At 66.9% G+C, this 12,982-nt stretch carries 11 protein-coding genes and 1 pseudogene; 8 read left to right on the forward strand and 4 right to left on the reverse strand.

The genetic code is table 11. The features are described 5' to 3' along the window. Positions 1-83: 83 nt before the first annotated feature. From GQ464_RS04980 to GQ464_RS19155, 3 genes are all read left to right on the forward strand, one after another. Positions 84-1,640: a B12-binding domain-containing radical SAM protein gene (locus GQ464_RS04980; protein ID WP_166979473.1), complete on the forward strand. Its 1,557-nt coding sequence runs from the start codon at positions 84-86 to the stop codon at positions 1,638-1,640. Between the two features lie 89 nt (positions 1,641-1,729). Beyond that, positions 1,730-1,960: a DUF433 domain-containing protein gene (locus GQ464_RS04985; RefSeq protein WP_166979471.1), complete on the forward strand. Its 231-nt coding sequence runs from the start codon at positions 1,730-1,732 to the stop codon at positions 1,958-1,960. Then, the gene (locus GQ464_RS19155; RefSeq protein ID WP_166979469.1) at positions 1,957-2,334 is read left to right on the forward strand and encodes a DUF5615 family PIN-like protein; all 378 of its coding nucleotides are present in this window, start codon (positions 1,957-1,959) and stop codon (positions 2,332-2,334) included. The genes GQ464_RS04985 and GQ464_RS19155 overlap by 4 nt, the downstream gene beginning before the upstream one ends. 153 nt (positions 2,335-2,487) lie before the next feature. Here the strand turns inward: GQ464_RS19155 and GQ464_RS04995 are convergent. From GQ464_RS04995 to GQ464_RS05005, 3 genes and pseudogenes are all read right to left on the reverse strand, one after another. Further along, a protein-coding gene (locus tag GQ464_RS04995; protein ID WP_166979467.1) for an IS5 family transposase occupies positions 2,488-3,332 on the reverse strand; the annotation gives its coding sequence in 2 pieces (ribosomal slippage) (positions 2,488-2,990 and positions 2,990-3,332; 846 coding nt in all). A gap of 64 nt (positions 3,333-3,396) precedes the next feature. Then, positions 3,397-3,881, reverse strand: a pseudogene (locus tag GQ464_RS19280) (PIN domain-containing protein). Beyond that, complete coding sequence (locus GQ464_RS05005) at positions 3,878-4,129, reverse strand: UPF0175 family protein (RefSeq protein ID WP_166979465.1); 252 nt, start codon at positions 4,127-4,129, stop codon at positions 3,878-3,880. Before GQ464_RS05005 ends, GQ464_RS19280 begins: the two are co-directional and overlap by 4 nt. Before the next feature lie 299 nt (positions 4,130-4,428). On the opposite strand from GQ464_RS05005, the gene GQ464_RS18835 reads away from it, so the two are divergent. After that, positions 4,429-5,079, forward strand: coding sequence for a methylated-DNA--[protein]-cysteine S-methyltransferase (locus GQ464_RS18835; RefSeq protein WP_272493455.1), 651 nt, complete (start codon positions 4,429-4,431; stop codon positions 5,077-5,079). Positions 5,080-5,542: 463 nt separating this feature from the next. Further along, positions 5,543-6,574: a LacI family DNA-binding transcriptional regulator gene (locus GQ464_RS05015; RefSeq protein WP_166979463.1), complete on the forward strand. Its 1,032-nt coding sequence runs from the start codon at positions 5,543-5,545 to the stop codon at positions 6,572-6,574. A 62-nt stretch (positions 6,575-6,636) separates the two neighbouring features. Here GQ464_RS05015 and GQ464_RS05020 read toward each other — a convergent pair whose 3' ends face one another. Further along, positions 6,637-8,430, reverse strand: coding sequence for a sodium:solute symporter family protein (locus tag GQ464_RS05020; RefSeq protein WP_228350613.1), 1,794 nt, complete (start codon positions 8,428-8,430; stop codon positions 6,637-6,639). 365 nt (positions 8,431-8,795) lie between these two features. Between GQ464_RS05020 and nagB the strand changes: the two genes are divergently transcribed. Genes nagB through GQ464_RS05035 form a run of 3 tightly spaced genes read left to right on the forward strand, consistent with a single transcriptional unit; the run spans position 8,796 to position 12,958 of the window. Continuing rightward, positions 8,796-10,823, forward strand: a complete 2,028-nt coding sequence (nagB, locus tag GQ464_RS05025; protein WP_228350614.1) for a glucosamine-6-phosphate deaminase — start codon at positions 8,796-8,798, stop codon at positions 10,821-10,823. 42 nt (positions 10,824-10,865) lie between these two features. Beyond that, positions 10,866-11,834: an ROK family protein gene (locus tag GQ464_RS05030; RefSeq protein WP_166979957.1), complete on the forward strand. Its 969-nt coding sequence runs from the start codon at positions 10,866-10,868 to the stop codon at positions 11,832-11,834. A 26-nt stretch (positions 11,835-11,860) separates the two neighbouring features. Beyond that, complete coding sequence (locus GQ464_RS05035; protein ID WP_166979959.1) at positions 11,861-12,958, forward strand: carbohydrate-binding family 9-like protein; 1,098 nt, start codon at positions 11,861-11,863, stop codon at positions 12,956-12,958. Positions 12,959-12,982 lie beyond the last annotated feature (24 nt).

Raw genomic sequence — 12,982 nt, forward strand, 5'->3', positions numbered from 1 at the left:
ATCTTCGCCTTGCGGGCCGGCGCATCCGGCTCTCCGTCGTGCGGGCGAGGCACCACCGTCTTCTCACTTCGCCTCACGATGCCATGCGCAAACGTTCCATCGGCATCCTGGAGATCGTCTCCCGGACGGGTCATCAGAACTGGTACGGGCGCATCATGCGGGCCAACCTGGCGAGCATCATGCCGCAGTGCGTGGCCGTGTGGTGCGAGCAGCTCGGCCACGACGTCGCCATCACCTACCACAACGGCCCCCACCCGCTCACCGAGCCGCTCCCGGACGACCTCGACCTCGTCATCATCGGCGCCTTCACGCAGTCGGCCCAGGTCGCCTACGCGCTGAGCAATTACTATCGCGCAAAGGGCGCCGTGACCGTCCTCGGCGGTCCGCACGCCCGCTGTTACCCCGAAGACGCCTGCCGGTACTTCGACTACGTCCTCGGTTTCACCGACCGGGCGCTCATCGAAGAGGTGGTGCAGGAATGCGCGCCCCACCGGCCCCGGGGGCGCTACCTCTCGGCGCCCCGCCAACCCGCCTCCCTGCCGAGCGTGCGCGAGCGCTGGCCTCACATCCGCCGCCTGCTCGAAAAGGCCCCGCTGATCAAGGTGGTGCCCATGATCGGCAGCCTGGGCTGCCCCTACACGTGCAGCTTCTGCGTCGACGCCGTGGTGCCCTACCAGCCCCTCGACTTCGACGAGATGAAGGCTGACCTGCGCTTCGTCCGCGAGCAGATGGAGCGGCCCATCGTCGGCTGGCACGACCCCAACTTCGGCGTCCGCTTCAACGACTACCTGGACGCCATCGAGGAAGCCGTACCGCCCGGCAGCGTCGAGTTCATCGCCGAGAGCACCCTCTCCCTGCTCTCCGAACCCAACGTGAAGCGGCTCCAGAAAAACGGCTTTCGCGCCATCCTGCCCGGCATCGAGTCGTGGTTCGACATGGGCTACAAGACCAAGACGGGCCGAACGCAGGGCCAGGAGAAGGTCGACCGGGTGGCCGAGCAGGTCAACATGATCCTCCGGCACCTGCCCTACCTGCAGGCCAACTTCGTCCTGGGACTCGACACCGACGAGGGCGACGCCCCCTTCGAACTGACCAAGCGCTTCCTCGACGCGGCCCCCGGCGCCTTCCCGGCCTACTCGATGCTCACCGCCTTCGGCCGCAGCGCCCCCCTCAACCTCGAATACCAGCGGCAGGACCGCGTCATCCCCTTCCCCTTCCATTTCCTCAACAACAACGGCGCCATGAACGTCCGGCCCAGGAATTATACCTGGCCGGAGTTCTACGACCGGATGATCGACCTGCACGCGCACTCGTTCTCGCGCCGCGCCATCGCGAACCGGCTGCGGGCCAACCGGGGCTGGATCCCGAAGCTGATGAACGTCGTCCGCGCGGTCACCTTCGAGGGGTGGGGCAAGATCCGGTACTTCAAGACGGTGCGCCGCCTGCTCGACGAGGACCGCGCCTTCCGCGCCTTCTTCGAGCAGGAGACCACCGAGATCCCGCCGTTCTTCGTCGAGCAGATCCGCCACGACCTGGGGTGGCTGTGGGACTGGCTCCCCGAGGGCGCCCTCCACCACGACCCGTACGCCTACCTCAAGGCCGAGGGCCTCGCCGCACCGGAGGTCATGGCGCAGGCGTGAAACCCCGTTCGGGTGCCGGCACCCAGACACGGCAACCTGATGGCGATAAAACCGTTTCACTCGTCCGTATCCGCCTGTCTCGCTCCCCCATGATTTCCTGGCAAGATCATATCGTCTCGGATCCTGGCATCTGTCATGGCAAGCCCTGTATCAAGGGCACCAGGATCATGGTTTCCGTCGTGCTGGACAACCTGGCCGCCGGGCTGACGCCGGAAGAAATCGTGGATGAATATCCCCCGCTGACCCGCGACGACGTGGCCGCAGCCATGGCCTACGCCGCCATGCTGGCCCGCGAAGAGGAATTGATTCCGCTGCGATGAGCCCCGTTAGCGTGAAGCTGGATGAAAACCTGGGGCGTAGGCATGTGCACCTGCTACGGCAGGCAGGCTATGAGGCGGACCGCATAACGGATCAGGGACTCTCCGGCGCACACGACGACGTGGTGTGGCAGCGCGTCTGTGCCGATCAACGTTTCTTTATCACCCTTGACCTCGACTTCTCGGACGTTCGGCGTTTCCCGCCGGGTACCCATGCCGGTATCCTCTTGCTCCGTCCGTCCAACCGGAGCCGAGACGCGGTGGCCGTCGTGTTGACCCGTGTGCTCCGCGAACATGTCCTCGAAAACCTGAAAGGGTGTCTCGTCGTCGCGGACGAACAACATACGCGCATCCGTCGTCCCGGTGGTTCCGCATAGCGACCCGTTCACCCCGGACGACCGTTCAGACCCGAAGGCGCCCTCCACCACGACCCGTACGCCTACCTCAAGGCCGAGGGCCTCGCCGCACCGGAGGTCATGGCACAGGCGTGACGGCGACGAAGATCTTCGTCGACCGATGTGCCTTAGAAACTATCTCAAAACGGACTTGAGCCTGTAGAGTCGCCGATACCACAACAACCCGCAGGCCAGTTGCAACAGCGCCAAGAAGTTCTGCGCCTTCTTCTCATAGCGCACCAACAGACCCCGACACTTGGACAACCACGACAGCGTCCGCTCAACCACCCAGCGCCGTGCCGGGTAGGTCTTCTCCTGGTTCTCGTCGAGCTTTTCCTCCCCGATGCGGCGGATGTGGCCTATGTAGCCGAAACGCGCTACCGTCTCATGCCCGGTCGGGTTGTCATAGCCTTTGTCGAGGCACAAGTGCTGCGGTTGCGCCCGGCTCGGCTCAGGGCGTTCGACAACCATCGCCTCGAGCGTTGCTGCCAACAACTTCGTGTCATGGCGGTTGGCTCCGTCGATCACCACGGAAAGGGGGCCGCCGTCGGCTTCAACTAAAATCGAGCGTTTGACGCCCTTTTTGCCCCGATCGGTGGGGTTGGGGCCCGTCGCGTCCCCACCGAAACGGGCTTTCCCATGGCGCCATCGGCTGCTTGCCACGCGTAGTCGACGCCCCCGAGTTCGTCGCAGGCCTTTACAAGATGGGCCCAGATGGCGGGGAAGACCTGGCGATCGACCCAGCGCTGCATCGTGCGATGGACCGAGGCGTCGTCGCCGAAGGCTTTGGGCAGTTGGTTCCACTGGCATCCGGTGCGCAGGCGGTAGATGATGCCGTCGAGGGCGGCGCGTTGGTCGATGCGCGGGCGTCCGGTGCGGGCGGGTGGGTCGAGTTCAAGGAGGAGGGCTTCGATGGTGTGCCAGAGTTCATCAGGCACGCGCCAGATGGTTGGCAGCGGGTTCTCTTGGGGATGGCTCATCCGTATACGAGGTCAAGGTGTGCAAGGGGAAGACCCCTTCAACTCCGGCTTTTGAGATAGTTTCTTATTCCCCGACCTGCCGGAGCACCGCCCGGTACACCTCGTCATGCACATAGAAACCGGCCACCTGTCTCAAGGCGTCGACGAGCGGGCGGAGGGTCGCAACGTGGCCCTTCGCTTTGGCTTCCACCAAAAGGCCCAGCACGCCCGTCACCGACAGGCCCAGCCGTCGTGCAGCCCGGCGTCCCTCCCGCTCGTCCAGCAGGACCAGATCCGCGTTCCGCTCCAGGGCCAGGGCGATGGCCTCGGCTTCACCACGCCCCAGATCGCGTTGCAAAACGGTGACGAGCCGGGTGTCTCGCACGGTGTGTTGTTCCACCAGGTCGCCGCAGCCACTTCACGGCTTCCAGGCCAGGATGTACCGAAGGCATTGAGTTCTTCCCAGACACCACGGGGAATGTGGATACGATCGTAGAGATGCCGGAGCAGATCAAACTGTCCGATGGCTGCGAGATTGGTAAGCGGAGAGGTGTCGCTGACGACAATCACAAGCGCCCCAGAGCTTGCAACGTAGTGATGTCCCCGGCCAGGTCGTCCACATCATAATGTGGGGCAATGCGTCGAGCGGCCAGAAGTTGCCGGAACTGCCATAGCGACATCTCGGCCAACTCACATGCCTTTCCGAGCGAGAGACGTCCCTGCTCGTACAGATGCACAGCCAGTTCTATCTTCAGCTCCGCAACGGTCATGCGGGCCGAATCGAGAATGTCTTGCGGTATATCCAGGATCTGCTTCATTATCCAGGTAGACCAGCCGTATCGTTTCGCGGCTCTGTTCCACGGGAAGATCGTCGGGTTGTATGCCGGAGCCCCTGCTTGGTTCGAGCACACGCGGCCCTTCCGCCCCGGACGACCGTTTTTCGCTGAGGGCGCCCTCCACCACGACCCGTACGCCTACCTCAAGGCCGAGGGCCTCGCCGCACCGGAGGTCATGGCACAGGCGTAAGAAAGCGGTTCGCCCGGGTGGCATGTCCCGGTGCGCGCATGTACCTTTGAGAGACGCGATCCGACGCCACCACGAGCCGTACCCGGAGCCCATGCCCGCGCTGCCTCAACCTCCCGAAAAAGAATCCACCTTTACGAGCCCGGAAGTGCTCGAAGAGATGATCCAACGGCTGGTGAAGCAAGTCCCGGATACCGGCCACGATGTGAAGATCTATCTGCACCCGATCGCAACCCCGCTCGGTCCTCTGCTCGCCGGAACGACCGGGGAAGGCGTGTGCCTGCTCGAATACGCGGATCTGCCCCGGCTGTCGAGACAGCTGACCCGCCTGGCCAGCCGGTGGAACGCCGCCTTCGTCGCCGGCCTCTCGGCCCTCCACACGCGGCTGGCGGCGGAGCTGGACGCCTACTTCGCCGGCCGCCTGCGCACCTTCACGGTGCCGGTGCTGGAACGGGGCACGCCGTTTCAACGGGCGGTGTGGGCGGCACTCCGGTCCGTTCCCTACGGCCGGACGTGCTCCTACGGCGCGCTGGCCCGGCAGCTCGGCCGTGCGGGCGCCGTCCGCGCCGTCGCCCGGGCCAACGGGGCTAACCCCATCGCCCTGCTCATCCCCTGCCACCGCATCATCGGCACCGACGGCTCGCTGACCGGCTACGGCGGCGGCCTGTGGCGGAAGCGGTGGCTCCTGCGCCACGAAGGCGCCACGTTCACGGACGAGGCGGCCCAGCTCACCCTGGCCCTGTAGTCCCGGAGTCCATTCGAATCCCGGAATCTTACCTGCTCCCCCGGCTGAATCCGGGAGATCCTCCCCTCAAACCGCACCCGTCCAGGACCGCCCGGACGGGTAACACAGCCTGTCACCGTGGCGGGGTTCGACGCTACTGATCCAGGAAGGCAACCGGCTGCGGTACCCACTCTTCCCATTCCACCCGCAAGCCTCCCCAAGATGCAGGAGCTGATGGCAACACGGTCCGAGCTCGCGTGCCGGCCCGCCGGGAAAGCCGCCGTGCGCCGCATCCTCGGCACCGGCTGAGGCCCCGTCTCTCCGCCCCTGTCCCTTCCTTACGCCATTTTCTCGCCGGGCGAAAACCCGTATTTTGACCGTCGCCCAGGCCGCGTTCGGTTCGATGCACGGCGAATCGAACGGCCGGCTGGTTCGTATTCAGACCCACGCAACACACCGCCTATTCCTGAAGCAGCCGGAGGTTATGACGAAGAAGATCACCATCGATGAGGTGGCCAGGCTGGCGTATGTCTCGCGCTCGGTTGTGTCACGGGTGTTGAACAACCATCCGAACGTGAGCAAGGAAGCACGGGCGCGGGTGATGAAGGTCATCGAGGAATACAACTACCGGCCCAGCTCGGTGGCCCGCAGCCTGGTGACGGACCGGACGTACGAACTGTGCGTGCTGGCCCCGCGCCGCCGCAACGACGTCCTGGCGACGGGCTACTGGCCGCTCGTCCTCCTGGGGCTGTCCGAACAGAGCATCCAGCGTGGCTACTACGTCTCGATCTCCATGGTCTCGGCGGACATGGAGAGCGCCATCAACGAGCGTATCCTCACCGGCCACGCCTTCGACGGCTTCATCCTCATCGCCCGCGACGTGACCCGCTTCGTGGCCGAGGCCCTGCAGGCCAGCGCCACCCCGATCGTCCTCATCGGCCACGACCCCAACTTCCCGGACCTCAACTCCATCGACGCGGACAACTTCGACGGGGCCTACCAGGCCGGAAGCCACCTCGTCGGGTTGGGCTACCGGCGCATCGGCCTCATGCTGGGCCCGGCCGAGATGCCGGAATCCGATGACCGGCGCAATGGCTTTCTGAAAGCCCTCGCCGACGCCGGGCTGTCGGTACCGCCCGCCTACACGGCCATCGGGGACTACTCGCACCAGAGCGGCTATGCCATCATGCAACGGTGGATCGAACGGGGCGACGTGCCCGAGGCCGTCTTCTGCACGAGCGACGCCAAGGCGACCGGCGCCATCCTGGCCCTCCACGAAGCCGGCCTGCGCGTGCCCGAAGACGTGGCCATCGTCGGCTTCGACGACCTGCCCACCGCCCGCTTCACCATCCCCCCGCTGACGACCGTGCACCAGCCGGTCTACGAAAAAGGCGAGCAGGCCGCCAACGTCATCATCGACCTGATCGAGGGACAACGCACCGGGGTCATCCACCAGAACCTGCCGGTGAAGCTGGTCGTCCGGGAGACGTGCGGCGCCCACCTCCGCACCACCTGACACCGTCTCCTCTGCGACGAGGCCTCACAACCCCTCGCGGGCAGCAGGCGCGTGATCCGAAGCTATTCGAACCGGAGACGCGGCCAGAGGCGGAGCAGCGCAAAGAGGGCCACGCCGGCCGTGAGGGCGAAGAAGGTCCCCAGGCCGAGGCGACCGTAGAGGAAGAACCCGGTGGCAAAGAGGACGCTGTAGATGCCGAGGGCGCCGCAGGCGGCTGCGGCCAGGCCGTGGGGCAGGTCGGACGCCGCCGCGGGCACGGGCCGGCCGTCCTGCCGGGCCGCCTCCAGCACCGGCCGCCAGCCCGGTCCACCCGGCCGGATGCGGCGGTAGAAGTCGCGCAAGACCGCCGGGTCGGTGGCCGGGGTCAGATAGGCCACGGCCACCCAGGCGGCCGTCGTCACCGCCACGATGACCAGCAGCCGCTCCCAGTCCGCCAGGCTACCGCCCGGCCAGTCCAGCCGCCCGGCCACCTGAAAGTACACCGCCACGACGAACGAGACGACCATCGCCGTCAGTTCCGAGGCCGCGTTGATCCGCCACCAGAACCACCGGAGAATGAACAACAGCCCGGTGCCCGCGCCGATCTGCACGACGATGTTGAAGACCTGCAGGGCGTTTTCGAGGAAGAGGGCCAGCGTGCAGGCCACCCCCATCAGCACCACCGTCGCCAGGCGCCCGACCCACACCTGCTGCCGCTCCGTGGCCTGCGGGTTGATGAACCGGTAGTACACGTCGTTGACGACGATCGAGGAGCCCCAGTTGACCTGCGTGGACATCGTCGACATGTAGGCGGCCGCCAGCGACGTGACCACGAGCCCCAGCAGCCCGGAAGGCAGGAAAGACAGCATGGCCGGGTAGCCCAGGTCGTTCCGGATCACCTGGTCAGAGAGGCTCGGAAAGCGCTCGGCCATCATGGAGAGCTCGGGAAAGACCACCAGCGACGCCAGCGCCACCAGGATCCACGGCCAGGGCCGGAGCGCATAGTGCAGCGCGTTGAACAGCAGCGTGGCCCCGACGGCATGGCGCTCGTTCCGGGCCGAGAGCATCCGCTGCACCACGTAGCCGCCGCCCCCCGGCTCCGACCCCGGATAGTACGCCGCCCACCACTGCACCGCCAGCGGGATGACGAACACCGGCAGCATCTCCTGCCACGTCATCGTCTCGAACGAGGGCCAGAAAGCCAGCGCCCCGCGCACGTTCTCGTGCGCCAGCAGGTTGCCCAGCCCCCCCACCTCCGGCATGTTCAGCACATAGATCGCCGCCCCGATGGAGCCGGCCATAGCCAGCGCGAACTGCACCAGGTCCGTCAGCACCACGCCCCGCAGCCCGCCCAGGGCGCTGTAGATCATCGTGACCGTGGCCGCCACCACCACCGTCTCGACGGGCGTCCACCCCATCATCACCCCCCCGATCTTGATGGCCGCCAGCGTCACCGAGGCCATGATGAGGATGTTGAAAACGATCCCCAGATAGACCGCCCGGAAGCCCCGCAGAAACGCCGCCAGCCGGCCCGAATACCGGATCTCGTAGAACTCCACGTCGGTCAGCACCTCGGACCGGCGCCAGAGCTTGGCATAAAGAAAAACCGTGAGCATCCCCGTCAGCAGGAACGCCCACCACGTCCAGTTCCCGAAGATGCCATGGGTGCGGACGAGGTCGGTGACCAGGTTCGGGGTATCGGTCGAAAACGTCGTGGCGACCATCGAGACACCGAGCAGCCACCACGGCATGTCGCGCCCGGCCAGGAAAAAGCTGCTGAAGTTGCGGCCCGAGCGGCCGGAGACGGCCAGACCGATGCCCAGGGAGAGCGCGAAAAAGGCGGCCATGATGACCCAGTCAATCGTGCCGAGTTGCATAGAACGGGCCTGGTTGCGTTGCACGAAACGGAAAACGGCACAGCCGGCGAGGGCAAGGCGTGCGGGAAAATAGGAAAGGCCGGGACGCCTTGCCCGTATGGAATCGGTTCCATATCGACGTGGAAGCGATTCCTAATTCCCGCGCGATGTTGTTTCGCGCCGGACGACACCCCTATCATATATCCACGCAAACTGTGTCCTGCCCGGCGGAGACGCGGCGAGGCCGGAGACGGCCCACCCGCCTCCGGTGCTCCCACCCCGCCTCTCCCGCCAGGACGATACGCCGGGCCCCGCCCCGGCCGAAACAGGCAGGCCCGGCGTACCGTTTTTTTTCCTTGCGACCTACCGCTTACCCCTCGACGATCATGGTTTCGACTGCTGCCTCCCTGCCCGTCTCCACACACGACGACGCCGCGCTCGAACTGCCCGACGGCAGCCACCGCGAACGCGTCCCCGTGCTCATCTTCGAACACCCCGCCCAGATGGCCCGCCAGGTGGCCCGCCGCATCGCCAACCTGATCGAGGAGCGGCAGGCCGTCGGCAAAAACGTCGTGCTCGGCCTGCCCACCGGCTCCACCCCCATCGGCGTCTACGAAGAACTCGTCCGCATGCACCGCGAGCAGGGCCTCGACTTCTCGAACGTCATCACGTTCAACCTCGACGAGTACTATCCCATGAAACCGGACAGCCTTCAGAGCTACCACCGGTTCATGCACGAGCACTTCTTCGACCACGTCAACATCCCGAAGGAAAACATCCACATCCCCCGGGGCGACCTGCCCCGCGAGGAGGTCGAGGCCTACTGCCTGCAGTACGAGCACGCCATCACCAAGGCCGGCGGGCTGGACCTGGTGCTGCTGGGCATCGGCCGCAGCGGCCACATCGGCTTCAACGAGCCCGGCTCCGGGCCGGAGACGCGCACCCGCCTGGTCGTGCTCGACGAGATCACGCGCAAGGACGCCGCCAGCGACTTCTTCGGGGAGGAGAACGTGCCGCGGGAGGCCATCACGATGGGCGTTGGAACCATTCTGGACGCCCGGGAGATCATCCTGATGGCCACCGGGGAGCACAAAGCCTCCATCGTGCGCCGGGCCGTGGAGGAGGAGCCCAACCGCCGCGTGACGGCCTCCTTCCTGCAACGCCATCGCGACGCCACCTTCTACGTGGACCGGGCTGCCGCGGGTGAGCTGACCCGCATCAAGACCCCCTGGCTCGTCCGCGAGGTGACGTGGACGCCCGAACTGGCCAAACGGGCCGTCATCTGGCTCTCGGAGAAACTGGGGAAGGCCATCCTGCACCTCGAGGCCGCCGACTTCTACCGGAACCACCTCCAGGGCCTCGTCCATGCCTACGGCAACGTGGACGACCTCTGCCGGCAGGTCTTCGAGGACCTGCGCCGGCGCATCCGCTACCCGGAGAGCCTGCCCCGCAAGGAACGCATCATCGTTTTCAGCCCCCACCCGGACGACGACGTCATCTCCATGGGCGGCATGCTCGACAAGCTCGTCCGCAACGAGAACGAGGTCACCGTCGCCTACATGACCAACGGCTCGGTGGCCGTCTTCGACGCCGACGTGCGCCGCATGCTGCGCTTCGTGGAGATGAGCCTGCCCGCCCTCGGCTTCAACGACGAAGCCGGCCGCGAGGCCTTCCGCAAGACGAAGGAGCGCTACCTCCGCTTCCTCAAAAACAAAAAGCCGGGCGAGGTGGACCTCGAACCCATCCAGCAACTCAAAGCCTACATCCGCTACGCCGAGGCCGTCGCGGCCATCGAGGTGATGGGCCTGGACGAGCGCCATGCCCGCTTCCTCGACATGCCCTTCTACAAGACGGGCACCGTGCGCAAGGCCCCCATCGGCGAGGCGGACGTGCAGGTGGTGCTCGAACTGCTCCGCGAAATTCGCCCCAGCCACGTCTTCGTCGCCGGCGACCTCTCGGATCCCCACGGCACCCACCGCATGTGCTACCGCGCCATCCAGCTCGCGCTCGAACGCTACAACCAGCCGGCGGACCTCCCGGACGGTGAGGCGAAGGACGCCCCGCAAAACGGCACCGCGAGCAAGGGAAAGAAAAAAGAAAAGGCCGGTCCCTCCAGGCCGGCGGCGGAACGCCCGCTCGTGTGGCTCTACCGCGGCGCCTGGCAGGAGTGGGAGATTGACAAGACGGACATCTTCATCCCGCTCTCGAAGGCCGATCTCGACCGCAAGATCGAGGCCATCTTCAAGCACGAAAGCCAGAAGGACCGCGCCATGTTTCCCGGTGCCTACGACGAACGCGAGTTCTGGGAACGCGCCAAGGACCGCAACCGGGAGACGGCCGCCGCCCTGAACCGGCTCGGCCTGCCCGAATTCTACGCCGCCGAGGCCTTCGTCACCACCTACGAGATGCCATAGCCTCCACCCGTCCACGCCATACCGCTTTCCGAACACAGCCACATGTCTTCTCCCGTTCCTGCCCGCCTGCTCGCCGGTATCGACATCGGAGGAACCAACATCCGCTATGCACTCGCCGCCCCGGACCGGCCACAGGCGCTGCTGGTGTGGCACAGCGTGGAAACCCCGCCGGGACTCACCCCCGAGCAGTTCGTGGCCTTCATCGAGGCCGAGGTGGGCCGGGGGCTCAAGGCGCTGAACGCCTCACCCGAAACACTGGCGGGAATCGGCTGTGTGGCGCCGGGGATCACGGACGTCGAAAAAGGGGTCGTCCGCCAGGCCACCAACCTCGGCTGGGAAAACGTGCCGCTGGTGCAGTTGCTGGAGAACCGGCTCGGCGTGCCGGCCGTCATCGAAAACGACGTCAACGCGGCGGCCATGGCGGAATACACCTACGGGGCCGGCCGGGAAGCCGGGTCGCTCGTCTACCTGACCGTGAGCACCGGCGTGGCGGCCGGCATCGTGCTCGACGGCCGGCTGTGGCGGGGAGGCGGGTACGCCGCGGGTGAGATCGGCCTTTTCCTGCCCGAACCGGCCCACATCGGCAAGGACTGGCGACCCAACGGTTGCCTTGAACTGACGGCCGGCGGGGTGGGACTGGCACGCGCCTGGGCCGCCCGGCACGGCGGCAACGGCACCCCCGGCGAGGCCGTCGAAGTGTTCAACCGGGCCCGGGAAGGCCACCCGGAGGCGGTGACGCTCGTCCGCCGGGCCGCCGACTACCTGGCCCAGGCCATCGTCGCCATCGGGGCCCTCCTCAACCCGGACATCCTGGTGCTCGGCGGCAGCATCGCCCGAAACGAGGAATGGATCGCCGGGCGCATCCGCGAGGTGGTCGACGCCACCCTCCCCTTCCCGCTTCCCATCGCCCACTCGGAACTCGAAGGCGACGCCCCCCTGATCGGCGCCCTCCTCCTCGCCGCCCGCCACGTTGCCGCAGCCACCCCGGACACCGCCGGAATCGACCCCTGAAACACCCCGCCAGGCAAACCATCACCATGCGCCCACCCGAACCCTGCGGCCCACCGGGGACCACCGCCCTCCTCATCCTCCTGCTCCTGCTCCCCATCCCCGCAGCCGCCCAGCCCGTCCCCCGCCACTACGTCGCCTACCGCACCGCCGCCCCCCTCACCCTCGACGGCCACCTCGACGAACCCGCCTGGCAGGCCGCCCCGTGGACCGACGCCTTCACCGACATCGAGGGGGAACGCCGCCCACCGCCCCGCTTCCGCACGCGGGCCAAAATGCTCTGGGACGATGCCTACTTCTACGTGGCCGCCACCCTGGAAGAGCCGCACCTGTGGGCCACCCTCACCGAACGCGACGCCGTCATCTTCCACGACAACGACTTCGAGGTCTTCATCGACCCCGACGGCGACACGCACCTGTACTATGAGGTCGAGCTGAACGCGCTGGGCACCGTCTGGGACCTGCTGCTCGTGCGCCCCTACCGCGACGGCGGCCCGCCCATCGACGCCTGGGACGTGCGCGGCCTCGGCCTCGGCCTGCACCTCGACGGCACCCTCAACGACCCGTCCGACACCGACCGGGGCTGGACCGTGGAGCTGGCCCTCCCGTGGGAGGCCCTCCGCGAGGCCGCCCCTGGCGACCGGCCCCCGCAGCCGGGCGAGACGTGGCGCGTCAACTTCTCCCGCGTGCAGTGGCACACCGACGTGGTCGACGGGCAGTATGTCAAACGCACCGACCCGGCCACGGGACGGCCGCTCCCGGAGGACAACTGGGTGTGGAGCCCGCAGGGCGTCATCGACATGCACCGGCCCGAGCGCTGGGGCTTCGTGCTGTTCTCTGACCGCGTCGCCGGCACGGGCACCACGCCGTTCGTCCCCGACCCCAACGAGCGGGTCAAGGACGCCCTGCGGCACCTGCACGAGGCCCAGCGCGCGCACTTCCGCACGCACGGGCGCTATGCCGACGACCTGGCCGCCCTCGGCGCGGACACCCTGCGCGTCGAAGGCGTCACCTTCACCCCCACCCTGTACGTCACCCCGACCCTGTACGAGATCACCGCCCCCGGCTTCGACGGCGCCACCGTCCACATCCGCCACGACGGGCGGGTGTGGGTGGAAAAGCCCTGACCGTTCCCCGCCCCGGCACACCCA

The organism is Rhodocaloribacter litoris, assembly GCF_011682235.2.
Lineage (GTDB): Bacteria > Bacteroidota > Rhodothermia > Rhodothermales > ISCAR-4553 > Rhodocaloribacter > Rhodocaloribacter litoris.